Source organism: Pseudomonas sp. IT-P253 (assembly GCF_949768125.1).
Lineage (GTDB): Bacteria > Pseudomonadota > Gammaproteobacteria > Pseudomonadales > Pseudomonadaceae > Aquipseudomonas.
The window spans coordinates 149,657-171,784 of sequence record NZ_CATKPT010000084.1 but is presented as its reverse complement, the minus strand read 5'-3'; the positions used below and the strand labels follow the sequence as shown (position 1 = coordinate 171,784).

Genomic DNA, 22,128 nt, shown 5'->3' with positions numbered 1-22,128 from the left:
CCGTTGGTGCACAGGCTGGCGATTATGGGCCGCGCCGCACACTGAAGGAAGTCGTGCGGCAACGGTTTAACCCCGCGGTTACGAATTTCCTACAACTTCGTCTGACGGGCGGCCCCGCTGCGGGATTTGGCCATGGCGGCGAGTCGCACCGCCACGTTGGCCGCTCCGTATCCGGCATAACCATTCTTGCGCTGGATAATTTCAAAGAAGAACCGCCCTTCAAACGGCTCGGTGTAAACGTGGAACAGCTCGCCGCCCTGAGCATCGCGGTCATAAAGCACGTTGAAATAGGCCAGTTCGCTCAGGAACTCGTCGTCGAAGTCGAAGCGCGCCGCCAGGTCATCGTAGTAATTGAGCGGGATATCCAGCAGCGGCACGCCCGCCTCCTTGGCCCGGCTGACTTCGGCAAAGATGTCGTCGCAATCGAAGGCAATGTGGTGCACGCCGGAGCCGCGATAACTCGACAGCGCGTGTGAGATGGCGGTGTTGCGGTTCTCGGAAATGTTCAGTGGCAAGCGGATAGAACTGTCGCGACTGCGCAGCGCCCGACTCTTCACCAAGCCATAGGGATCGGGCAATACCACTTCGTCGTCGGCCTCGAAATCCAACAGACTCTTATAAAACAGCACCCAACTGTCGAGGCTGTCGGCCGGCAACGCCATGGCCATGTGGTCAATTCGTTTAAGCCCGCCACTGGCCGTTGCCGACGAATGTAAATTGAAATCGGTGCCGTAGACATCGGCGTCCTGGTCCACCAGGTAAATCAGGCTGCCGTCGGGTGCGCGCACGGCCGCCAGCTCCAGTTCATTGGGGCCAACCAGTCCGCGATATGGCTGGCCTTTGTAGGCCACCGCCCGCGCCAGTGCACTGGCGCTGTCCTGAACCCGCACAGCGGTGGCGCACAGTGATGGGCCATGAGCCTCGAAAAAACTGTGCGCAAAAGAATAAGGTTCAGCGTTGAGAATCAGGTTGATATCGCCCTGACGCATCAGGTTGACACTCTTGGACCGGTGCTGGCCGGCCTTGACGAAACCCAGCCGTTCCAGCCAATGGGTGAGTTTGGCACCCAGGCTTTCGTCCACGGCGAACTCCAGAAACTCGATGCCGTTGTACTCGCTGGCCTTGGGCGTCTCGAACAGAATATCGGGATTGACCGTTGGTTTGGCTTCCTGCGCCAGACGTTCGCGGGTTTTCTCTTCCAGGTACAGCAACGAACGCAAACCGTCGGCGGCATTGGCTCGTGGCGGCGCTGCGCGAAAGCCGTCGTTAAAGATTTCCAGCGACAACGGCCCGGTGTAACCGCTCCTGATGATCGGTGCGAGAAACCCCGGCAAATCGAATTCTCCCTGGCCCGGGAAGCAGCGGAAATGCCGACTCCACTCCAGCACATCCATGGCCAGGATCGGTGCGTCGGCCATCTGTATGAAGAAGATCTTGTCGCCGGGAATCTCGGCGATAGCGCTGGGGTCGCCCTTGAGCGAGAGCGTGTGAAAACTGTCCAGCAATACACCGAGGCTTGGATGGTCGGCCTGTCGAACGATGTTCCACACCTGCTGGTAAGTGTTCACATGCCGCCCCCAGGCCAGCGCTTCATAGCCGATTCGCAGGCCACGAGCCCCGGCCCGTTCGGCCAGCAGACGCAAATCATCAACGAGGATCTGTTCATCACCGACCGAATCGGCAGAGGCGTTGCTGCACACCAGCACCAGGTCAGTACCCAGTTCCTGCATCAGGTCGAACTTGCGCTCGGCCCGCTCCAGGTTGCGCGGCAGACGATCACGGCGGCAACCTTCAAAGTCGCGGAACGGTTGAAACAGCGTGATGGCGATCCCGAGATCGGCACACATCTGTTTGATTTCCCGGGGGCTGCCGTCGTAGTAGAGCAGGTCGTTTTCGAAAATCTCCACGCCGTCAAAACCGGCAGCGGCAATGGCTTCGAGTTTTTCCGGCAGGGTACCGCTCAAGGAAACGGTGGCAATGGAACGCTGCATATTTCGACTCCCGGTGGGGGGACAATCTTGTTTTCGACATCGCACGTTTATGTAGCAGCTGGCGAAGCCTTGTGGGAGCGAGCCTGCTCGCGAAGAGGCTGTGTCAGTCGACATAAATGCAAATGACATACCGCCTTCGCGAGCAGGCTCGCTCCCACAAGGCTTCGCCAGCTGCTACAGGGTCCGGTGTTTGTATGGAGTGAATTATTGGCGTGACGAACTCACACAGCAACCCAAAGTGTACTATTCAGTTAGTTTTGCGTGCGATTATCGAACACAATGACCCTTGACGAATTGACGATTTTTCGTCCACTGCGCAACATCAACCTCACATTGGTTCCGGTCATCAATCACCGGCATCAGTCACCCAAGACCCAGAACACCACATAAAAATTTCAAAAAACGGGTACACGCTCATGCACTCATTCAACGCCTTGCTCCCTCGCTACACGCCTTACACACCCTGCCCGGCGTCCATCCGAACGTCTCGCGCCTCTGGCCGAACCGTGCCGCTCGCTGAATAAACACGTTGTCGTCTACAGACGAAAACTCCTCAGCCGATCAATCCTTGCGTGCAGACCGCCGCCGATTGATCACGCGCCCTTGAAGTCCCGACGAGCTTTGCTTGTCAGTCATTGAACGGATGGCACACATGATTCCTTCTCAAAGCTCTCGCATGGCTCCGGCCATGGGCGTCGCCACAGGCGGCATCGGCGACAAGATCCGCGGCGCCATGGCCGTCGGCAAAACCCGTTGGGGCATGCTGGCGCTGGTGTTTTTCGCCACCACCCTGAACTACATCGACCGCGCCGCACTGGGCGTCATGCAGCCCATTCTTGCCAAAGAAATGAGCTGGACGGCGATGGACTACGCCAACATCAACTTCTGGTTTCAGGTCGGCTACGCCATCGGTTTTGTACTGCAAGGCCGGCTGATTGACCGGGTCGGCGTGAAACGCGTGTTCTTCTGCGCGGTGTTGCTCTGGAGTATCGCCACCGGCGCTCACGGACTGGCCACTTCGGCGGTCGGCTTTATGGTCTGTCGGTTCATTCTCGGCCTGACCGAAGCGGCCAACTACCCGGCCTGCGTAAAGACCACCCGGGTGTGGTTCCCGGCCGGCGAACGCGCCGTGGCTACTGGCATCTTCAACGCCGGGACCAACGTCGGCGCGATGTTCACCCCGATGCTGCTGCCGCTGATCCTTCACGTCTGGGGCTGGCAGGGCGCGTTCCTGTGCATGTCGACATTGGGCGGGATCTGGCTGCTGTTCTGGGGTTTGAAGTACTTCAACCCGGAAGATCACCCAAGCGTCAAACAATCGGAACTGGACTACATCCAGAACGAAGTCGAACCGGAGCCAACCCGCGTACCGTTCTCGAAAATCCTGCGCATGCGTGGCACGTGGGCCTTCGCCCTCGCCTACTCGATGACGGCGCCGGTATTCTGGTTCTACCTGTATTGGCTGCCGCCTTTCCTCAACCAGCAATACAACCTGGGCATCAACGTGACCCAGATGGGTATCCCGCTGATCATCATCTACATGACGGCGGACTTCGGCAGCGTCGGTGGCGGCATCCTGTCCTCGTTCCTGATCGGGCGCGGGATCAATCCGATCAAGGCGCGACTGATGTCCATGTTCCTGTTCGCCTGCTGCATCGTCGGCGTGATCATGGCTGCCGGCTCGAGCAGCCTGTGGGTCGCGGTGTTTGCCATTTCCCTGGCCATCGGTGCGCACCAGGCCTGGACCGCCAACATCTGGAGCCTGGTGATGGACTACACGCCTAAACACATGATGAGCACAGTGTTCGGCTTTGGCGGCATGTGCGCGGCCATTGGCGGCATGTTCATGACCCAGCTGGTCGGCCATATCCTGACCGTGACCAACAATAACTACACCGTACTGTTCACCCTGATTCCGGCGATGTACTTCATCGCGCTGATCTGGATGTACTTCATGGCGCCGCGCAAGATTCCGACCGTCACCGAGTAAAGCCCCCGCCCCCGGCAGGCCTGATTCCAGGCCTGCTTTTGTACTTTTCCTAGCGACGACTCTGCTGCCAGGCTGCCGCCAGGCCGCTGCAGCAAATCACCGCGATCCCGACCACCGTGGCCAGGGTGGGTGTGTGGGCAAACAGCAGCCAGCCCAGCAGCCCCGCAAACACAATCTGGCAATAACTGAAGGGGGCCAGCAAGGCTGGCGCCGCATAGCGGAAGGCTTGTGTCAAAAACAGGTGCGCAGTCATCCCGCATGCCCCCAGCGCCAGCATCATCAGGCTATGCCCCAGGCTCGGCAGCTGCCAGAAGAACGGCACCAGCGCACTCATGACCAAGGTGTTGCACAACCCGGCGAAGAAGTTGCTGGTGGTCGGGCTATCGATTTCGCTGAGCTTGCGGGTGAGCAACTGATAGAAGCAGAAAAACAGGGCCGAGCCGAGCGGAAACAGCACCGCGGGCGTGAACAGATCGCCACCGGGATGGACGATAATCAACACCCCGATAAATCCACACATCACCGCGATCCATTGGCCGCGAGTGACGCGTTCACCGAGCAGCGGCACCGACAGCGCGGTGACCAGCACCGGTGCCAGGAAGTTGACCGACGTCGCCTCGGCCAGCGGAATGAACAACAGGCCCGAGGTGAAGAGCAGGCTGGTGCCAAGCAGGCACAACGCCCGCACCAGCTGAAGCAACGGTCGTTTGGTCCGTAGGACACTCAACCCGGATTGAGGCAGGAAAATCCCGGCCATCAATAAGGTGTGAACCACATACCGGGCCCAAACCACCATGATGATCGGGTAAAAGCCTGAGAGGTATTTCGACAAGGCGTCATGGCTGGAAAACAGGAAGGTCGCGACAACGATCAGCAAAATCCCTTTGAAGGGTTGGTTTACACCGGAGAGCGGAGTGCTGACGGTCATGGGTTGTCCTTGTTTTGCATTAATATTCAAAAGCTTCGCGGGCAAGCCTCGCTCCTACAGGCTATCCAGGGCCCTGGCGGCCCCTGCGACGTCGCATAAGGTGGTGCTAGCCCATGTTTCCACCACCGACTCGGGCAATTCGAAGGGCTGAGTTCAAGGCGCGGTCCTTTTGTGATCTTGGTAGAAGGATGAACCCCAACAATTTAGAACCTTGTTCCAGATTCTCGAACAGATCAAGACCGAAAGCGTTCGAACAGCGCACAGCTTTAATTGAACAAAAAACAATGTGGGAGCGAGCTTGCTCGCGATGAGGGACTGACATTCAACATCTGAGTCAGCTGTCAGTCCGCTATCGCGAGCAAGCTCGTTCCCACATGGATCTGTGCGGTTCAAATTAAACGAACAATTCAGACGCGAGGCTTGCGGCTGACAATTCCTCGGTAAATTTCAACAGCAGCGGCGCCAACTCATGCAGGCGCGCGCCCGGCATCCGCGCACTGGGCCCGGCAATGCTGAGCACGCCAATCACCCGACCATCGCCGGGATGCCGCACCACTGCAGCTATCGCTGACGTCCCCACCGCCGAACTCTCCTCGACCCAGGCATAGCCCTGCTCACGCGCCAGGCGCAGACGTTCGAGCAATTCAATGTTGGAACGCGGCGCGTTGGGGCCCAGCTCCGATGGTCGCTCCACGGCCTGCCGCTCCACCAGTGACAAGGCTTCGGCATCGCTCATGCACGCCAGCCATGCATGACCGGAGGCGGTGTAAAAAAGCGGTGCATCACGGCCCATGTCCGGGTCGTAACGCAGCCCGGAACGGGCGCCCTGGGACTTGGCGATCCAGGTCTGCCGCTCGCCTTCGATTACCCCCAGACGCACCAGCTCACCGGTTTCCTGAGCCAACCGGTCAAGCACCGGTTGAACAATATCCGCGCCGCTGCTCGACAAGTAGCGGAAACCCATCGCGACTAACTTGGTCGACAAGTGATAGCGCAAGTTCTCCGGATTCTGCCGCACGTAGCCCAACCGAATCAGTTCGGCGAGCAGGCGATGGGTCGCGCTTTTGGGGATATCCAGTTGCTCCGCCAACATCTGCATTGGCAGTCCGCGCGAGTCGCTGGTGAGGCTTTCCAACACGCTGAAAACCCGTTCTATCTGACTGCCGGCCATGGAAAGTCCCACACAAAATTTTTTCGATTCTAGAAGACAATCGAGCGAATGCGAAACCTGGAACCCAACGTCCCATAACCTCCCACATTAGCGCTTGAATGCGAGGCAGGCGTCCACCCGTTCGATAAAAATCCATCGTCTGACGGAATTCGATGGGGTATCCGTGTTCCTACTGTCTGCGTTGTTCCTGGTGACCGCCCTCGGGTTGCCAGGTAAAAGCCGGACGACCGGACTGGCGCCGCTCCCACACACCAGCAACACTCATCCCCACGGACATACAGAGGACTCCCCCATGCTATGGAGAAAAGGCCGACGCAGCGACAACGTGGTCGATGCACGTGGTGATGATGTCGGCGGCGGCGGTGGCGGGATGCGCTTCGGAGGTGGCAAGGGTTTGAGCCTGACGGCGATCCTCTTGATCGTCGGAATCGGCTGGATCACCGGACAGGACCCGATGCAGATCCTCGGACAATTGACCGGGCAGATGACCGAACAATCGGCACCGGCCAGTAACCAGACCCGCAAGGCGCCACCGGCCAATGATGAAGGCGCCGAGTTCGTGCGTTCGATCCTCGGCGATACCGAGGACACCTGGGGTCAGATTTTCCAACAGGCCGGTCGGCAGTATAAGAACCCGACCCTGGTGCTGTTCAGCAACCGCGTCAATTCGGCCTGCGGCCTGGCGACGTCGGCGACCGGTCCGTTTTATTGCCCGGCGGACCAGAAGGTCTACCTGGACATGGCGTTCTTCCAGGAAATGTCCCAACGCTTTTCCGCCGCAGGTGATTTCGCGCAGGCCTACGTGATCGCTCACGAAGTCGGACACCATGTTCAGACCTTACTCGGTGTTTCGGCGAAAATTCAGACGGCTCGCCAACAGGGTCGGCAAATGGAAGGCGACGGCGGTTTGCTGGTGCGCCAGGAACTGCAGGCCGATTGTCTGGCCGGGGTCTGGGCCAACAATGCTCAGAAACGCCTGAACTGGCTGGAACCGGGTGACATCGAAGAAGCGTTGAACGCCGCCAACGCCATCGGCGACGACCGCTTGCAGCAACAAGGTCAGGGTAGAGTGGTGCCGGACTCGTTTACGCATGGTACGTCAGCGCAAAGGGTGCGCTGGTTCAAAACCGGATTTGCTCAAGGCCAGGTTGGCCAGTGCGATACCTTTGCCGCGAAAAACCTATAAATGAAGAAGTGGCTGTTGACGATATTGATCGCCTGCGCAAGCACCCAGGCTGCCGAGCACGGGGTAAAGGAGGTCAGCCCTGGACGACTGCTGTTGAAAGAAGGTGAGATGGCTGTGGGCATCGGCCCGGCGCCGGCGAAAATCGAACGCGTACTGATCATCATCCACGGTCGGCTGCGCAATGCGGAAACCTACCGCCAGAGCGCCGAACACGCAGCCGAACTGGCCGGGCAAAGCGCGACCACCTTGGTGATTGCGCCGCAGTTTCTTAACGAGACCGACATCGCGCTCCATCCCGTGGCCGACACGGTATTGCGCTGGCAAGGGAATGACTGGATGGCCGGCGGTTTATCCACAGGTCCGTTTCCTCTGAGTTCCTACGCGGCACTCGACGAAATCATCGCCCGAATCGGCGATCGCCGACAGTTTCCGGACGTGAAGGAAGTTGTCATCGCCGGTCACTCTGGCGGCGCTCAGGTGGTTCAGCGTTATGCGGTGTTGAGCCGGGATGTGCCGGAACTCCAGGAGGCCGGCGTGCAGGTGCGTTTTGTGATCGCCAACCCGTCTTCCTATGCGTATTTCGATGAGCGCAGGCCCGTGGCGTTCAAGCATGCGGCGTGTCCCGATTTCAATCGCTGGAAGTACGGGCTGTCGAATTTGCCTGCCTATGCCGAAGGGCAAACGCCGGCGCAGCTGGAGGAAAAATACGTCAAACGTGACGTCGTTTATCTGCTGGGCCAACAGGACATCGACCCTCATCATCCGGCCCTGGATAAAGGCTGTGAGGCAGAGGCCCAAGGTGCTTATCGATTGATTCGTGGGCGCTATTATTTTGATTATTTAAAGCGCGGCCATCCTCAAGGCTTGAGTCAGCAGCTGATCGAAGTGCCCGGGGTTGGGCATGATGGGGATGGGATGTTTACCTCGCCAGAGGGGCAGAAGGTGTTGTTCGGTCAGTAAGTTTTGTGTTGCCGGATCTGACGCCATCGCGAGCAAGCTCGCTCCCACAGTTGATCTTCAGTGAACACAAAAGTTGTATTCATTAGAGAACCAGTGTGGGAGCGAGCTTGCTCGCGATGGGGCCCTCAGGCGGACAACATTTCGCGTAACGCCACACAATCCGCCGCATGCCAATCGGTCAATTCCGGCCAGGGATTGTCCGGCAGATTGACCAGCACCGTCCGCGCCCCCGCGGCCCGCCCGCAATCCAGATCAAAACGGTAATCACCGACCATCACCAGCTCACTCGCGGGCACCTTCCAGGCTGCCGCCAATTTCAGCAAACCACCCGGATGCGGTTTAGGCGGTGCTTCATCACGACCCAGCACATCTTCCACCGCGAAGCAGTCGGCGAGGCCGATCGCCTCCAGCGTGACGTGCGCCAGCTCGCGAGCATTGCGCGTCAAAATGCCCAGGCGATAGCCACGCCCGGCCAACTCCCGCACCAATTCCACCGCACCCGGCGCCGGTTTCGAACCCAGTGCCAAATCACGTTCGTGTTCCAGCAACCACGCATGTTTCGCAGCGGCTTCATCGGCCGGCAACGCGGCGAGGTGAGTCAGAATGTCGTGTTCGGCCGGGATCGCCAAGGCCACGCGAATCGCCGCGAAATCATGCACGGCCACCGTCAGGGTGCCGTCCATGTCGAACACCCAGTGCCGCACCTCGGCCAGGCTCATGCCCAATCCTTGCGATGACGAATCAGGCCTTCCTGAGTGACCGACGCCACCAATTGCCCGGCGCGGTTGAACACGCTGCCCCTGGTGAATCCGCGAGAATTGCCGGCCCACGGGCTGTCCATCGCGTAGAGCAACCAATCGTCGGCGCGCAGGTCCGCGTGGAACCATAGCGCGTGATCGAGGCTGGCGACCTGCATGTCTTTCTGCCAGACCGATTTGCCATGCGGCTGCATCGACGTGGTCAGCAAACCGAAGTCCGAGGCATAAGCCAGCAGGTATTTATGCAGCGCAGGTGAATCGGCCAGGGCACCGTCGGCGCGAAACCAGACGTACTTGATCGGATCGGACGGCTGCGGGTTATAGGGATCTTTCTCGGTAATCGGCCGGAATTCGATGGGCTTGGGGCACAGCAGCTTTTCGCGCATATGCTCCGGAATCAGGTGCGCACGCTGCTGGGTAATCTCCAGTTCCGACGGCAGGTTTTCCGGCCCGACCACAATCGGCATTTCGCTCTGATGCTGGAAGCCTTCTTCGTCGTACTGGAACGACGCGCTGCAGGTGAAAATCGGGTTGCCCTTCTGGATCGCCGTCACCCGACGCGTGCTGAAACTGCCGCCATCACGCACCCGATCAACCTGATAAACCACCGGCAAAGCAGAATCGCCAGGGCGCAGGAAATAACCGTGCATTGAATGCACATGGCGCGTTTCCTCGACTGTCTGACTGGCTGCCGACAGGGACTGGCCGATCACTTGGCCGCCGAACAACTGACGAAAGCCCAGGTCTTGGCTACGGCCACGGAACAGGTTTTCTTCGATCGGTTCCAGGGTCAACAGCTCGACCAGATCATCCAATACTTGGCTCATTCAGACTCTCCTCACACAACGCAATGCCGCGCAGTCTTGGCTGCGGCGGTCAATTCAGTTTTCGGCCCGGGCGCCACTATGGGCGCCATTGTAAACGTCCGTGCCCGCTTATCCATGCAAGGTTTGCAGCCATTGTTCACGGCTGATGCGATACAACACATGGTGCCGCAGGGGATGATCGACTGCGAGCCTCGGGTGCTCAAAGTCATCGGCTGAATCATGGTGCATGCCAATCGCCTGCATGACTTTTTCAGAGGGGGTATTGGTCTGGGTAGTGAAGGACACGATCTCATTCAGCGCCAAACGGTCAAACCCGCAGCGCAGAGCGGTCCAGGCTGCTTCACTGGCATAACCCAGCCCCCAATGCTCGCGGGCCAGGCGCCAGCCGATCTCGACGGCCGGAGTGAAGGGGGCGTCGAAACCGACCACGCCGAGCCCGGTAAAACCGATAAAGGCGCGAGTGTCCTTGCGCTCCAGCGCCCAGAAACCGAAACCGTGCTCGGCAAAATGGCCACGAACCCGTCCGATCAGCGAAGCGCTTTCCAATCGACTCAACGGCGCTGGAAAATATCGCATCACCTGTGGATCGGCGCACATCGCCGCAAACTCTGGCAAATCCTCATCGCGCCACTGCCGCAACAACAGTCTCGCACTTTCGAGTTGCAGTATCGGCTCCATCGTCTCCTCCTCCTTTGCATGCCGCCAGTCTACAACGCTGGTAGGATCCGTCCTTCATTCCTACATTAAATCGTCATGCCACTGCCGCTGATATACCACGAAGATTACAGTCCCGAGTTCCCGGCGGATCACCGCTTCCCCATGGACAAATTTCGCCTGCTGCGCGATCACCTGGTGGACAGCGGCCTGACCCGCGACGCCGACCTGCTGCGCCCGGAACTCTGTCCGCCGCAGATTCTCGCCCTCGCACATGACGCTGCCTATATCGAACGTTATATGAGTGGCGAGTTGTCCCGCGAAGATCAACGGCGCCTCGGCTTGCCCTGGAGCGAAGCGTTGGCCCGTCGCACGGTGCGGGCGGTCGGCGGTTCGTTATTGGCGGCCGAGCAAGCGCTGGAGCACGGGCTGGCCTGTCACCTGGCCGGCGGCACGCATCACGCGCACTACGACTATCCGGCAGGTTTTTGCATCTTTAACGACTTGGCGGTGATCAGCCATTTCCTGCTGGAAAGTGGCCGTGTGAATCGGGTGCTGATCTTCGATTGCGACGTGCACCAAGGCGACGGGACTGCGCGAATTCTGCGCGATACCCCGGACGCGGTGACCGTTTCCCTGCATTGCGAAAAGAACTTTCCTGCACGCAAGGCCGAAAGTGACTGGGACATTCCATTGCCCAAGGGCATGGGCGATGCCGATTACCTCAAGGTCGTGGAAGATGCACTCAACTATCTGCTGCCGCTCTATCAACCGGATCTGGTGCTGTATGACGCTGGCGTCGATGTGCACAAGGATGACGCGCTCGGTTATTTGAAGCTGACCGACGAAGGCGTCGCGGCCCGGGATGAAAGTGTGATGCGCCATTGCCTTGGGCGAGACATTCCGGTGGTCGGGGTGATTGGCGGCGGGTACAGCAAGGACCGCAAGGCCTTGGCCCGCCGTCATGGAATTCTGCATCACAGCGCACAACGGGTCTGGCAGTCATCAGGGTGTCATTGAGCTGTGGATGCTTTACCCACAATGCCTGTGGAGCTGCCTGTGGATAACCTGAGCGAAAGGTCCTACAGGCCATGCTGCATATAGCCTGCAATGGGGTGATTGTTTTTTGATCAACTATTTGAAGCGACCTGGATCCTACAATGTTTCGGGCTGGTAGAATGCCCGGCTTATTCCGCCAAACCGCAGCGCACACCATGACTCAGCCCTCCTCCCACGCCCCTCACGTCGCCATTATCGGTGGCGGTCCCGCCGGTTTGATGGCAGCGGAAGTGTTGAGCCAGGCCGGGATCAACGTCGACTTGTACGACGGCATGCCTTCGGTGGGGCGAAAATTCCTGCTGGCCGGTGTCGGCGGCATGAACATCACTCATTCCGAAGCCTACCCGGCATTTCTCTCACGCTACGCCGAGCGTGCGCCGCAGATAGCGCCGCTGCTGCGGGGCTTTGGGGCCGAGGCGTTGTGCCAATGGATTCATGACTTGGGTATCGAAACCTTTGTCGGCAGCTCCGGCCGAGTATTTCCTACGGACATGAAGGCCGCCCCCCTGCTGCGCGCCTGGCTCAAACGGCTGCGTGACCATGGCGTAGTTATCCACACCCGCCACCGCTGGATCGGCTGGGATGACCAGGGCGATTTGCGGATCCACAGCCCTGAAGGCGAAAAAACCGTCAAGCCTGACGCGACCTTGCTCGCCCTCGGCGGTGGCAGTTGGTCGCGACTGGGTTCCGATGGCGCGTGGATGCTGCCACTGGAGCAACGCGGTGTAGGACTGGCGCCGCTGCAACCGAGCAATTGCGGCTTCGAGGTGCAGGCCTGGAGCGAGTTGATGGTTAGTAAATTCGCCGGTGCACCGCTGAAAAATATCGCCATTGGCCTCAACGACGACGTGCCACGGCTGGGAGAATGTGTGATCACGGCCACCGGGATTGAAGGGAGTTTGATCTACGCGCTGTCGGCTCCGATCCGCGAAGCGATCAATCAACAGGGCTCGGCGACCATTTACCTCGACCTGTTGCCTGGCCGGCCTGTGGATAAAGTTCAGGCGGCACTGAGCAAACCGCGCGGCTCGCGCTCCATGTCCAAACACCTGCACAACCAGCTTGGGCTCGACGGCGTGAAAGCAGCGCTGTTGCGAGAACTGACACCGGTCGAGTGCTTTGCCGACGCGTCACTGCTGGCCAAGGCAATCAAGGCACTGCCCCTGACGCTGGTGAAAACCCGCCCGCTGGACGAAGCCATCAGCAGCGCCGGTGGCGTGATGTTCGAGTCGATGGATGAGCGATTGATGCTCAAGCAATTGCCGGGCGTGTTCTGCGCGGGGGAAATGCTGGATTGGGAAGCGCCGACGGGGGGCTATTTGCTGACGGCGTGTTTTGCCAGTGGGCGTGCGGCGGGGTTGGGGATGGTGGAGTGGTTGAAGCGCAACGGTTGAAGACCGAGGTGCGCCCTTCGCGAGCAGGCTCGCTCCCACAGGGGACTAGTGAACGACACAGATCCAGTGTGGGAGCGAGCCTGCTCGCGAAGGCGGCTTAACAGACGCCGCAGCGAATCAAGGCTTACGCTTACGCGGCCCGGTATTAAACACCGGGACTTTTCGCACAGGCTTGATCGAAGGTTCCGGCGCCGAAGCATCCCCGCTCTCAACCCACTTGCCCAGGTTGCGTTTGCCGCCACTGGAGGTCTTTGGCTTCTTCGGTTTTTTCGGCTTCTTGACCACCTGACCGCTGGCATCGGTATCCGGCACGCGGTGCTCGGGTTCGAAGTCATGTTCCATCTGGCGAGGCAACGTCTGACGGGTCAACGTCTCAATGGCCGACAGCAAGTTCACTTCATCGGCGCACACCAGCGAAATAGCCTGCCCGGTTGCACCTGCACGGCCGGTACGGCCGATGCGGTGGATGTAGTCCTCAGCCACGATCGGCAGGTCGAAATTGACCACCAACGGCAAATCTTCGATATCCAGGCCACGGGCCGCGACGTCGGTTGCAACCAGAATCTGCACTTCGCTGGCTTTGAAACGGTCCAGTGCGCGTTGACGAGTGGCTTGAGGTTTGTCGCCATGGATGCCGTCGGCGTTGATGCCCAGGCCCTGGAGCTTTTCCACCAGCGCATCCACGCCGTTGCGGGTCTTGGCGAACACCAGCACCTGTTTCCACTTGCCCTTGCGCAACAAATGGATGAACAGCTCCGGCTTGCGCTTTTTGTCGACCGTCACCACCCACTGTTTAACCGTGTTGGCCGCGACGTTGCGCGGGCTGACTTCGATGCTCAGGGGATCGTTGAGCATTTGCCCGGCCAAGGTGCGGATCGCATCGGAGAAGGTCGCGGAGAACAGCAACGTCTGACGTTTCTTCGGCAGCGCCTTGTAAATGTTTCCCAGCTCCTCGGAAAAGCCCAGATCGAGCATGCGATCGGCTTCGTCCAGCACCAGGGTTTGCAGCTGGTTGAATTTCAGTGCGTTCTGTCGGAACAGGTCGAGCAAACGGCCCGGCGTCGCTACCAACAGGTCGACACCTTTGCGCAGCTTCATCATTTGCGGGTTGATGCTGACGCCGCCGTACACCGCATACGTACTCAACGGCAGGTTCTCAGCGTACTGACGCACGGCTTCGTGAACCTGTTCGGCCAGCTCGCGGGTCGGCACCAGGATCAGCGCGCGCACCGAGTTGGCGGTGACTTTCGGCCCTTCCATAGCCAGCAATTGCAGCAGCGGCAGCGCGAAACCGGCGGTCTTGCCGGTGCCGGTCTGGGCGGCAGCCATCAGGTCGCGACCGGCCAGCACCGCCGGAATGGCTTGCGCCTGAACCGGCGTCGGGGTCTGGTAGCCGAGCGTCTCGAGAGAGCGCAGCAAGGGTTCGATCAGGCCAAGGGTGGCGAAAGTCATGGGATTACCGTAGGAAAATTCAGCGCGGTTGTGCAAAACGAGTGTGCAATGGCGCGCAGTTTACCCTAATTCACACGGGTTTCAGTCGGCACCGCTACGGCGGCCTGAACAGGAGCGCGACGCCACTGCGGCAATCCGATCAGCACCACGGCGCTGATAATCACCAACATCGCCAGTGCTTCTTCGATACCGATGGTTTCGCCGACAAACACAATCCCCAACAACACCGCCACCGCCGGGTTGACGTAGGCGTAACTGGTGGCCGCCGCCGGACGCACATTTTTCAACAGGTACATGTAGGCGTTGAACGCGATGATCGAACCGAAAAAGATCAGGTACGCCAGCGCGGCCCAGCCTTCGACGGGCGGCAGGCTTTCCAGGTGTTCACCGCTGACCGCGCTGCCGATCAACAGCACCACGCCGCCCACCAGCATCTCCACGGCGCTGGCCATCGCGCCTTGTGGTAACGGCAAGTGCTTGCTCCACACCGACCCGAACGCCCAGGCCGCCGCCGCGAACACCAACAACACAGCGCCCAGCGGACTCGACTGCAGGTTTGATCCGAGATTCAACATGGCAATACCGATCAACCCGAGCACAATCCCGGCCCATTCGAGACGGGTATTACGCGCGCCCCAGAAATAGCCGCAAAGCAAGGTAAACAGCGGCACCGTCGCCACCGCCAATGCTGCCACGCCCGAGGCCACGCCGGTGTGTTCAGCCACGCTGACCGCGCCGTTGCCGCAACTGAGCAGCAAAATCCCGATGATTCCCGCCGCTTTCCACTGCGCCCATGTCGGTGCCGGCGCCCCGCGCCAGCGCAGGAAGGCGTACATCAACGAACCGGCAATCACAAACCGGATACCCCCGAGCAGCAATGGCGGCCAGTACTCGACGCCGATGCGAATCACCAGGTAGGTCGAGCCCCAAATCACGTACAAGGCGAAAAAGGCAGCGATCAACGGCAAAGGAAAGCGACGTAGGCCAGGCATGGGGCAGCTCGTAGGCAAGGCAAGTGAACAGCTATTCTAGAAAGGCCAACAGCGAAAAATAAGTTACAAAACCTGTTTAAACCGCCCGTACACTTTTCAAAACATGGGAATCACCGCTATAAACCGTGCTTTCGAAAGCCAGGTCATTTGAGGGTAGCCACGATGGATAAATACGACCGAATGCTGCTCAGCGCCCTGCTGGAAAATGGTCGGGCGTCCTACGCCGAACTGGCGCGCAAGGTGAACCTGTCCGCCCCGGCCGTCGCCGAGCGCGTAGCCAAACTCGAAGCCTGCGGCGTGATCACGGGTTACCAGGCGAAGGTCGACCTGTCCAAGGTCGGCCTGCCGATCCAGTGCGTCATCGAGCTGCGCCTGAATCAGCATGGCAATCAGAAGGCCTACGACGACCTGATCAAAATCCCGCAACTGACCGAATGCCACAGGGTTACCGGAGATCCGTGCGTAATCATGCAGGCGGCGGTGGGCTCGATGCCGGAGCTGGAAGAGCTGATTAACCGGATTGCCAAGTTTGGCTTCAGCAAGACGTCAATCGTGTTGTCGAGCGCCATCGAGAAGCGCGTGCCGTTGGGGCAGCTTGAAGGGAAATAGTGAAGCGGATGACACCTTCGCGGGCAAGCCTCGCTCCTACAGGATTTCATCGTACCTGTAGGAGCGAGGCTTGCCCGCGAAGAGTCCCGTCCAAGCACCGCTAAACTCTAAAACCCGCGATGGCGCTTGAGATGCTCATTGATCTTCGCCGCCGGCACTTTCTGCAAGCTGCACAACAACTCATGCGACAACTCCCGCAACCCATGCTTGTGCCGGAGTTCCTGCGCGAGATGCGCCGTCAGGTTGGCGGCCATCTCGGCATCGGCCATGGCCCGGTGAGCCTGGCCGGTATGAGGCAGTTTGGCGAACGTGGTGAGGGTGCCGAGTTTGTGGTTCGGTGCGGCGGGCATCAGCCGACGGGCCAGTAGCAACGAGCAGGCAAAGTTCTGCAAACGGGTGCGTTTGATCAGCCCGAGTTCAAAATCCCAGAACTTCTGGTCGAACGCGGCGTTATGGGCCAGCAGCGGCGTGATGCCGACGAATTCGTTGACTTCGTTCATCACCTGTTCGGCCGATGGCGCAGTGCGCAACATGGCGTTGCTGATGCCGGTGAGTTGTTCGATGAACGCCGGGACGCGCACGCCCGCATTCATCAGGCTTTGGTAGCGATCGACGATGCGCCCCTGTTCGAGGATCACCACGGCAATTTCGGTGGCCCGGCAGCCAGTGCCCGGGGAGATCCCGGTGGTTTCAAAGTCGATGACTGCTATGCGTTCCAAACCGGTTTCAACTCCGTAAAAATCAATTCTTGAGCAGTAATGCGCCTTCGATTGGCACATAGCGGCTGGCGGCGCGGATCAGCGAGTTAGCCGTCAGGCCCGGCACGCCGTAAGCCACCGCTTGAACGCCGTGCTTGCTGATGATGCGCTCCAGCAGCATGTCGAAATCACCGTCGCCGGAGGCCAGCACCACTTCGTCGACATGGTCTGCAGCGTCCATGATGTCGAGGGTGATGCCCACATCCCAGTCGCCCTTGGCCGAGCCGTCGCTGCGCTGGATGTAGGGTTTGAGCTTCACGGTAAAACCGAGATTGCGCAGGATCTGCTGGAACTGCTGCTGTTTGCTGTCGCCACGATCGATCGCATAGGCATAGGCCTCGACGATCTTGCCCTGTTTGCTGATGTCAGCCCACAACGCGGCATAGTTGAAGTGGCAACCATAGGCCTGGCGCACGGTGTAATAGAGGTTTTGAACATCGGCGAACACTGCAATTTTTTTCACCGTACATCCTCATGAGCGCACAGACGCGCAGGCAGGATCAGGCACCAGGCCCGAAAAGTTGCCCAGTATGCCAGCCATAAGGATTGTTCCGCGAATAATCAGCCCGAAGCGCCGCAGCGCTCCGGACGAATGGCGTGTCAGACGAAGGAATCGTCGTCATCGCCGCCGAAGAACGATGAACTGTCATCGTTGTAGTCGGTATCGGCGAAACCGCCCTGATCGTTGGTGTTGTTGTCCGCCATGCGCTGATCACTGCCCCAGCCTTTGTCATTGCTCTGATCGGTGACCTGAGCCGGTTCCTCCTTGATCACTTCAACCACTTCCGGCTGCTGATTGTGATGGAACAGGCTGCTGATGCCTTGCGCCAGCATCACGCCACCCGCCACACCGGCGGCGGTTTTCAGTGCACCGCCAAGGAATCCGCTGCCGACAGGTTGTTGTGGTGCGTAGTTCTGCTGAGGCGGCGCTGCGCCATAGTTCTGCTGAGGCGGCGCCGCACCGAAGTTCTGCTGTGGCGGTTGCGAATTGAACGACGGCCGCGCCGGTTCGCGCCAGCCGCCAGTCGATGGCGGTGCGCTCTGCGTCGGTGCGGGCTGCGGATCGCGGGAACCGCCCCCAAAGATGCTCGATAGAAAGCCGCCGCTGGCAGGCGCAGCAGCGGGCGCCTGAGCCCTGGCCTGTTGCAGTTCGGCCTGCAACTGCTGGATTTGCTGGGTCAATTGCTTGTTCTGTTCGTCGAGGCTCTTGATGGCCGCCTCTTGAACCAGAATCGCCTGGGTCATGAAATAGCCCGCCGCGGGTTGGCGAGTCAGGTGTTCCTTGATCCGCGCCTCGGCCTGGGCGTCGCGCGGGGCTGATTCCGCTTCGGCCTGTTGCAGCCGGGAAAACAGTCCATCGATCAGGGTTTGTTCTTCGCTGTTCATGGCGACCTCGTAGATTGCCGGGAATTTCATCGCCCTTATCCACTGTGAATAAGGTGCAAACTCGTAATGGAGGCTAATACAGGATGTTTCAATGGTCTTTACCTAACGTTTACGTTTGCTTGTGGCAGCACTTCATCGGTTAAAGTGTGTCACTGCTTATGACCAGCGATACCGACTGATGAATCCGTTCGACGTTCTGCGTGACTCTCTGTACTTCTTCAAGCGCAATCTGGGCCAGATCGTGCAGCTGTGCCTGCCGCTGGTGATTCTTGAGGCGCTATTGCAACAAATTGTCGACAACACGGCCGGCCCGGAAGGTTTTCCCGGTTACAGCGTGATTGTCGGCCTGCTGGTGTACCCGCTGTACACCGCGGCGCTGATCCTGTTTCTCGATGCGCGCAGCCGTGGCGAATCGCCGCGTATCCGCGACCTGCTGGCGATGTCCGCGACCCTGTGGCCGCGCTTCGCCCTGCTGACAGCGCTCAATACCGTGCTGATCCTGATCGGTCTGTCGCTGTATTTCCTGCCGGGCATCTGGCTGATGGTGACCCTGGCGTTTGCCGAGTACCTGCTGGTGCTGCGCGGCCTGGCCCCGCTGACGGCGATGAAGGAAAGCATGCGCCTGACCCGCGGCCATTTCCTGCGGATTCTGGTGTGCCTCCTTTGCGTGATGGGGCCGTTATGGTTGCTCAAGGGCGCGACCATGGCGGTGTACCCCGACCCGCAGAACCCGGCGCTTTCGCTGCTGATCGACAGCGCTCACAGCTTCCTGCAACTGTTCACCAGCGTGGTGCTGTTCCGCTTGTTCATGCTGATTGCCGAGGCGCCCGAGAAAATTGATCGACCGCTCTGACTGACAACGGCGCCCGGGAAAATTAATCGACCGCTCTGACTGACAACGCGCCCGGGAAAATTAATCGACCGCTCTGACTGGCGCCCCCCCTTGTAGCAGCTGGCGAAGCCTGCGTTCGGCTGCGAAGCAGTCGTAAATCCGACGCATGCAGTCTACCTGATACACCGAGGACACTGATTTTACGACTGCTTCGCAGCCGAACGCAGGCTTCGCCAGCTGCTACACGGTCCGTGTCATGGCGAATTGATGGGCATGCCGTTTACGCTCGGTTATGCTCGGGGCCATCTTTTGTAACGCTATAAGCCGAGCCATGACCCGTCTACTGCGCTACACCCTGCTGGGCCTGCTGATTGTTTTCGGTCTGTTTGCACTGTTGATCTACAGCCTGACCTGGCGCCCCCGCGTCAAGGAAGTGTTGCCGGTCAGTTGCAACGCGCAGGCGCCAACGCTGGTGCCTGGCCAGGCGCTGAAGGTGATGACGTGGAACGTCCAATACCTGGCAGGTAAACGCTACGTTTTCTGGAACGACCTGGCGCACGGCGACGACGAAAAACCGACCCTCGAAGACATGGCCTTCAGCCTCGATGAAGTGGCTAGGGTGATTCGTGACGAGCAACCGGACCTCGTGCTGCTGCAGGAACTCGATGACGGCGCCAAGGCCAGCGATTACCAGAATCAACTCAAGTTGCTTCAAGAACGGGTCGCGGACCTGTATCCGTGCAGCGCTCACACCTTCGACTGGAAAGCCGATTTCGTCCCCGATCCGCACATCTTCGGCAGCGTTGGACGGCAACTGGCGACCCTCAGCCGCTTCCAGATCGAACACGCTGAACGCCAGCAATTGCCAACCCTGCCGACCAATTTCATCAGTCGCCAGTTCCAACCGAAAAACGCCCTGTTGATGAGTTACCTGCCATTGAGCGATGGCGGCCAGATAGCGGTGCTCAACACCCATCTGGACCGCATCACCGAACCCGACCACTCCTTGCAAGACCAGGTGACGGCCGTGGCCAAAGTACTCGACAAGTACGAAAGCCGCGGCACGCCATGGTTGATCGGGGGGGATTTCAATCTGTTGCCGCTGGGGCAATATCAACGCCTGCCTTCCGAGCAACGCATGCCCTACTCCGCCGACAGCGCGTTGCATGTGCTGTGGGACAAATACCCGATGATCCCCACCAACAGCGAAGCCAGCGGCGTCGACCGGGCGCAGTGGCTGACCCATTTCCCGAACGATCCAGGCCTGAACGGCCCGGACCGGACTGTTGACTACCTGTTCTACAGTCCGCGGATCAAACGAGTCGAGGCGACGGTGAGGCAGGACGATACCTTGCGGATCTCCGATCACTTGCCGGTGATCGCCCGTTTCCTCTTGCCGGCTGCGCCTTAACCCCGGCTCAACGCAAGACCTGTAGGAGCGAGCTTGCTCGCGAAGGCGTCGTGTCAGGCGAAATCAATGTTGACCCACCGCTTTTTGCGAGCAAGCTCGCTCCTACAGGGATTGTGCTCGACTGGCATCAGACTCAATGCTCCTCTTCCAGCTCGTCATGCAGCAACCCGAAGATCTTGCGCTTCATGTCGATGAACGAGCGCTCCATGACCATGTCCAGGGTCCGTGGGCGTTCGATCGGCACGTCCAGAATTTGCTTGATCCGACCCGGCCGCGCGCCCATGACGTAGACCCGGTCGCCCAACAGAATCGCCTCGTCGATATCGTGGGTCACGAACAGCACGGTCTTCTTGCTGTTGCCCCAAACCCGCAACAACAGTTGCTGCATTTGCAGGCGAGTCTGGCTGTCCAGCGCGCCGAAGGGTTCATCCATGAGCAAAATTTGCGGGTCGTTGGCCAACGCCCGAGCAATGGCGACACGCTGCATCATGCCGCCGGACAGCTGCTTGGCGTAGTTGTCGGCGAATCCCGTCAGGCCCACTTCATTGACGTAATAGTCGACGATCTCCTTGCGCTCGGCGGATGCCATGCCGCGACGCTTGAGGCCGAATTCGACGTTCTGCCGCACGGTCAGCCACGGGAACAGCGTATAGCTCTGGAACACCATGCCGCGATCCGCGCCCGGCCCCTGCACTTGCTGACCGCCCACGTAAATCTCGCCTTCCGTGGGTTCATTCAGACCGGCAGTGAGGTACAGCAAGCTCGACTTGCCGCAGCCCGATGGCCCGACCAGCACAGCAAATTGCTGATCCGGCACTTCGAACGAGACTTGCTCCAGCGCGGTGAACATTCCACCGTCGGGCTTCTGGTAACGCAGACTGACCTTGTCCACTTGCAGTCGAGGCGCGGCCTGCGCCGGGGCAGCCTGGGGCGTGACGAAACGAGGGTTGACGGCGGTTACTGAGCCCATGCGGCGATCCTCAGACGTAGGAAACGGAACAGTTGATCGGTGACCAGGCCCAACAGGCCGATAATCGCGATTGCCAGAAAGATCACATCCACTTGAAAGCCGCGCATGGCTTTAAGGCTCAGGTAACCCAGACCACTGGAGGCCGCGACCAGCTCGGCGACGACCAGGTACGTCCAGGCCCAGCCCATGGTCACGCGCAAGGTGTCGAGCACACCCGGCAACGACGCCGGAGCGATCACATGCAACACCGCATCGCGGCGGTTCGAGCCCAGGGTGTAGGACGCGTTGATCAGGTCTTTGGAAATGCCTTTGGACACGTCCGCGATCATCACCAGTTGCTGGAAAAACACCCCGAAGATGATCACCGAGACCCGTTGTTCCAGGCCGATGCCGATCCACAGAATGAACAGCGGCACGAACGAGGTCACCGGCAGGTAACGGATGAAATTGACCATCGGTTCAAGGAAGGCCTGGACGATACGGAAGCTGCCCATCAGCAACCCCAACGGCACCGCCACCAGGGACGAGACGATGAAGCCGACCATCACCACTTCGACGCTGGCCCACACGTGTTGACCGAGTGTGCCGTCGCGACCCAGGCGCACGGCGGCCTCGACCACCGCCCCCGGTGTCGGCAGGAACATGCCCGGCACCACGCCGCCATAGGACAACCCTGCCCACAAGCCGATCAATAGAACCCAGGCCAGGCCACTCGCGCTCCAGATGACCTGTACGGGCAAGCCGGTCTTGGGCGTCATACAGCGGCTCAGCCATGAATTGCGCTTGAACATGCGAACCTC

21 protein-coding genes are annotated in these 22,128 nt (G+C 59.7%); 8 read left to right on the top strand and 13 right to left on the bottom strand.

Annotated features, from left to right (window positions below; all coding sequences use genetic code 11):
• Positions 1-89 precede the first annotated feature (89 nt).
• Entirely contained in the window at positions 90-1,991 is a 1,902-nt protein-coding gene (gene quiC / locus ACM6IR_RS27835) for a 3-dehydroshikimate dehydratase QuiC (protein WP_414910664.1), read from the bottom strand.
• Positions 1,992-2,643: 652 nt separating this feature from the next.
• Here quiC and ACM6IR_RS27830 point away from each other — a divergent pair.
• Positions 2,644-3,981, top strand: coding sequence for an MFS transporter (locus tag ACM6IR_RS27830; RefSeq protein ID WP_414910663.1), 1,338 nt, complete (start codon positions 2,644-2,646; stop codon positions 3,979-3,981).
• 49 nt (positions 3,982-4,030) lie between these two features.
• On the opposite strand, the gene ACM6IR_RS27825 is transcribed toward ACM6IR_RS27830, so the two are convergent.
• Positions 4,031-4,909, bottom strand: a complete 879-nt coding sequence (locus ACM6IR_RS27825; protein WP_414910662.1) for a DMT family transporter — start codon at positions 4,907-4,909, stop codon at positions 4,031-4,033.
• Positions 4,910-5,303: 394 nt separating this feature from the next.
• On the bottom strand, positions 5,304-6,080 hold the full coding sequence (locus ACM6IR_RS27820; protein ID WP_414910661.1) for an IclR family transcriptional regulator: 777 nt from the start codon (positions 6,078-6,080) through the stop codon (positions 5,304-5,306).
• A 292-nt stretch (positions 6,081-6,372) separates the two neighbouring features.
• Here ACM6IR_RS27820 and ACM6IR_RS27815 point away from each other — a divergent pair, with 292 nt between their 5' ends.
• On the top strand, positions 6,373-7,266 hold the full coding sequence (locus ACM6IR_RS27815; protein WP_414910660.1) for a neutral zinc metallopeptidase: 894 nt from the start codon (positions 6,373-6,375) through the stop codon (positions 7,264-7,266).
• The gene (locus ACM6IR_RS27810; protein WP_414910659.1) at positions 7,267-8,226 is read left to right on the top strand and encodes an alpha/beta hydrolase; all 960 of its coding nucleotides are present in this window, start codon (positions 7,267-7,269) and stop codon (positions 8,224-8,226) included.
• A 125-nt stretch (positions 8,227-8,351) separates the two neighbouring features.
• Here the strand turns inward: ACM6IR_RS27810 and ACM6IR_RS27805 are convergent, their stop codons facing one another.
• The 3 genes from ACM6IR_RS27805 to ACM6IR_RS27795 all read right to left on the bottom strand — a co-directional run bounded on the left by ACM6IR_RS27805 (position 8,352) and on the right by ACM6IR_RS27795 (position 10,489).
• Positions 8,352-8,945 (bottom strand): HAD family hydrolase, encoded by a 594-nt coding sequence (locus ACM6IR_RS27805; RefSeq protein ID WP_414910658.1) that lies wholly within the window; start codon positions 8,943-8,945, stop codon positions 8,352-8,354.
• Positions 8,942-9,811 (bottom strand): acyl-CoA thioesterase II, encoded by an 870-nt coding sequence (gene tesB / locus ACM6IR_RS27800; RefSeq protein ID WP_414910657.1) that lies wholly within the window; start codon positions 9,809-9,811, stop codon positions 8,942-8,944. Before tesB ends, ACM6IR_RS27805 begins: the two co-directional genes overlap by 4 nt.
• A 108-nt stretch (positions 9,812-9,919) precedes the next feature.
• On the bottom strand, positions 9,920-10,489 hold the full coding sequence (locus tag ACM6IR_RS27795) for a GNAT family N-acetyltransferase (RefSeq protein WP_414910656.1): 570 nt from the start codon (positions 10,487-10,489) through the stop codon (positions 9,920-9,922).
• Positions 10,490-10,564: 75 nt separating this feature from the next.
• Between ACM6IR_RS27795 and ACM6IR_RS27790 the strand changes: the two genes are divergently transcribed.
• Positions 10,565-11,485: a histone deacetylase gene (locus ACM6IR_RS27790; RefSeq protein ID WP_414910655.1), complete on the top strand. Its 921-nt coding sequence runs from the start codon at positions 10,565-10,567 to the stop codon at positions 11,483-11,485.
• A 194-nt stretch (positions 11,486-11,679) separates the two neighbouring features.
• Entirely contained in the window at positions 11,680-12,918 is a 1,239-nt protein-coding gene (locus ACM6IR_RS27785; protein ID WP_414910654.1) for a TIGR03862 family flavoprotein, read from the top strand.
• Positions 12,919-13,035: 117 nt separating this feature from the next.
• Here ACM6IR_RS27785 and ACM6IR_RS27780 read toward each other — a convergent pair whose 3' ends face one another.
• Both ACM6IR_RS27780 and yedA read right to left on the bottom strand, forming a co-directional pair.
• Positions 13,036-14,370, bottom strand: coding sequence for a DEAD/DEAH box helicase (locus ACM6IR_RS27780; RefSeq protein ID WP_414910653.1), 1,335 nt, complete (start codon positions 14,368-14,370; stop codon positions 13,036-13,038).
• A 65-nt stretch (positions 14,371-14,435) separates the two neighbouring features.
• Complete coding sequence (gene yedA, locus ACM6IR_RS27775; protein ID WP_414910652.1) at positions 14,436-15,362, bottom strand: drug/metabolite exporter YedA; 927 nt, start codon at positions 15,360-15,362, stop codon at positions 14,436-14,438.
• Between the two features lie 162 nt (positions 15,363-15,524).
• Between yedA and ACM6IR_RS27770 the strand changes: the two genes are divergently transcribed.
• Entirely contained in the window at positions 15,525-15,971 is a 447-nt protein-coding gene (locus ACM6IR_RS27770; RefSeq protein WP_414910651.1) for an Lrp/AsnC family transcriptional regulator, read from the top strand.
• 107 nt (positions 15,972-16,078) lie between these two features.
• On the opposite strand, the gene ACM6IR_RS27765 is transcribed toward ACM6IR_RS27770, so the two are convergent.
• The 3 genes from ACM6IR_RS27765 to ACM6IR_RS27755 form a co-directional block, all read right to left on the bottom strand.
• The gene (locus ACM6IR_RS27765; protein ID WP_201116189.1) at positions 16,079-16,690 is read right to left on the bottom strand and encodes a PolC-type DNA polymerase III; all 612 of its coding nucleotides are present in this window, start codon (positions 16,688-16,690) and stop codon (positions 16,079-16,081) included.
• Between the two features lie 22 nt (positions 16,691-16,712).
• Positions 16,713-17,192 carry an NYN domain-containing protein gene (locus ACM6IR_RS27760; RefSeq protein WP_414910650.1) on the bottom strand — a complete coding sequence of 160 codons (480 nt, stop codon included), beginning with the start codon at positions 17,190-17,192 and terminating at the stop codon, positions 16,713-16,715.
• Positions 17,193-17,329: 137 nt separating this feature from the next.
• Positions 17,330-18,115, bottom strand: coding sequence for a DUF2076 domain-containing protein (locus ACM6IR_RS27755; protein ID WP_414910689.1), 786 nt, complete (start codon positions 18,113-18,115; stop codon positions 17,330-17,332).
• A 178-nt stretch (positions 18,116-18,293) separates the two neighbouring features.
• Here ACM6IR_RS27755 and ACM6IR_RS27750 point away from each other — a divergent pair, with 178 nt between their 5' ends.
• Together ACM6IR_RS27750 and ACM6IR_RS27745 are read left to right on the top strand one after the other, a co-directional pair.
• A complete protein-coding gene (locus ACM6IR_RS27750; protein WP_414910649.1) occupies positions 18,294-18,968 on the top strand; it encodes a YciC family protein in 675 nt (224 codons plus the stop codon).
• A 310-nt stretch (positions 18,969-19,278) separates the two neighbouring features.
• Complete coding sequence (locus ACM6IR_RS27745) at positions 19,279-20,358, top strand: endonuclease/exonuclease/phosphatase family protein (RefSeq protein WP_414910648.1); 1,080 nt, start codon at positions 19,279-19,281, stop codon at positions 20,356-20,358.
• A gap of 133 nt (positions 20,359-20,491) precedes the next feature.
• Here ACM6IR_RS27745 and ACM6IR_RS27740 read toward each other — a convergent pair whose 3' ends face one another.
• Positions 20,492-21,328, bottom strand: coding sequence for an ABC transporter ATP-binding protein (locus ACM6IR_RS27740; RefSeq protein WP_414910647.1), 837 nt, complete (start codon positions 21,326-21,328; stop codon positions 20,492-20,494).
• Positions 21,316-22,119 (bottom strand): ABC transporter permease, encoded by an 804-nt coding sequence (locus ACM6IR_RS27735; protein ID WP_414910646.1) that lies wholly within the window; start codon positions 22,117-22,119, stop codon positions 21,316-21,318. Before ACM6IR_RS27735 ends, ACM6IR_RS27740 begins: the two co-directional genes overlap by 13 nt.
• Between the last annotated feature and the right edge of the window lie 9 nt (positions 22,120-22,128).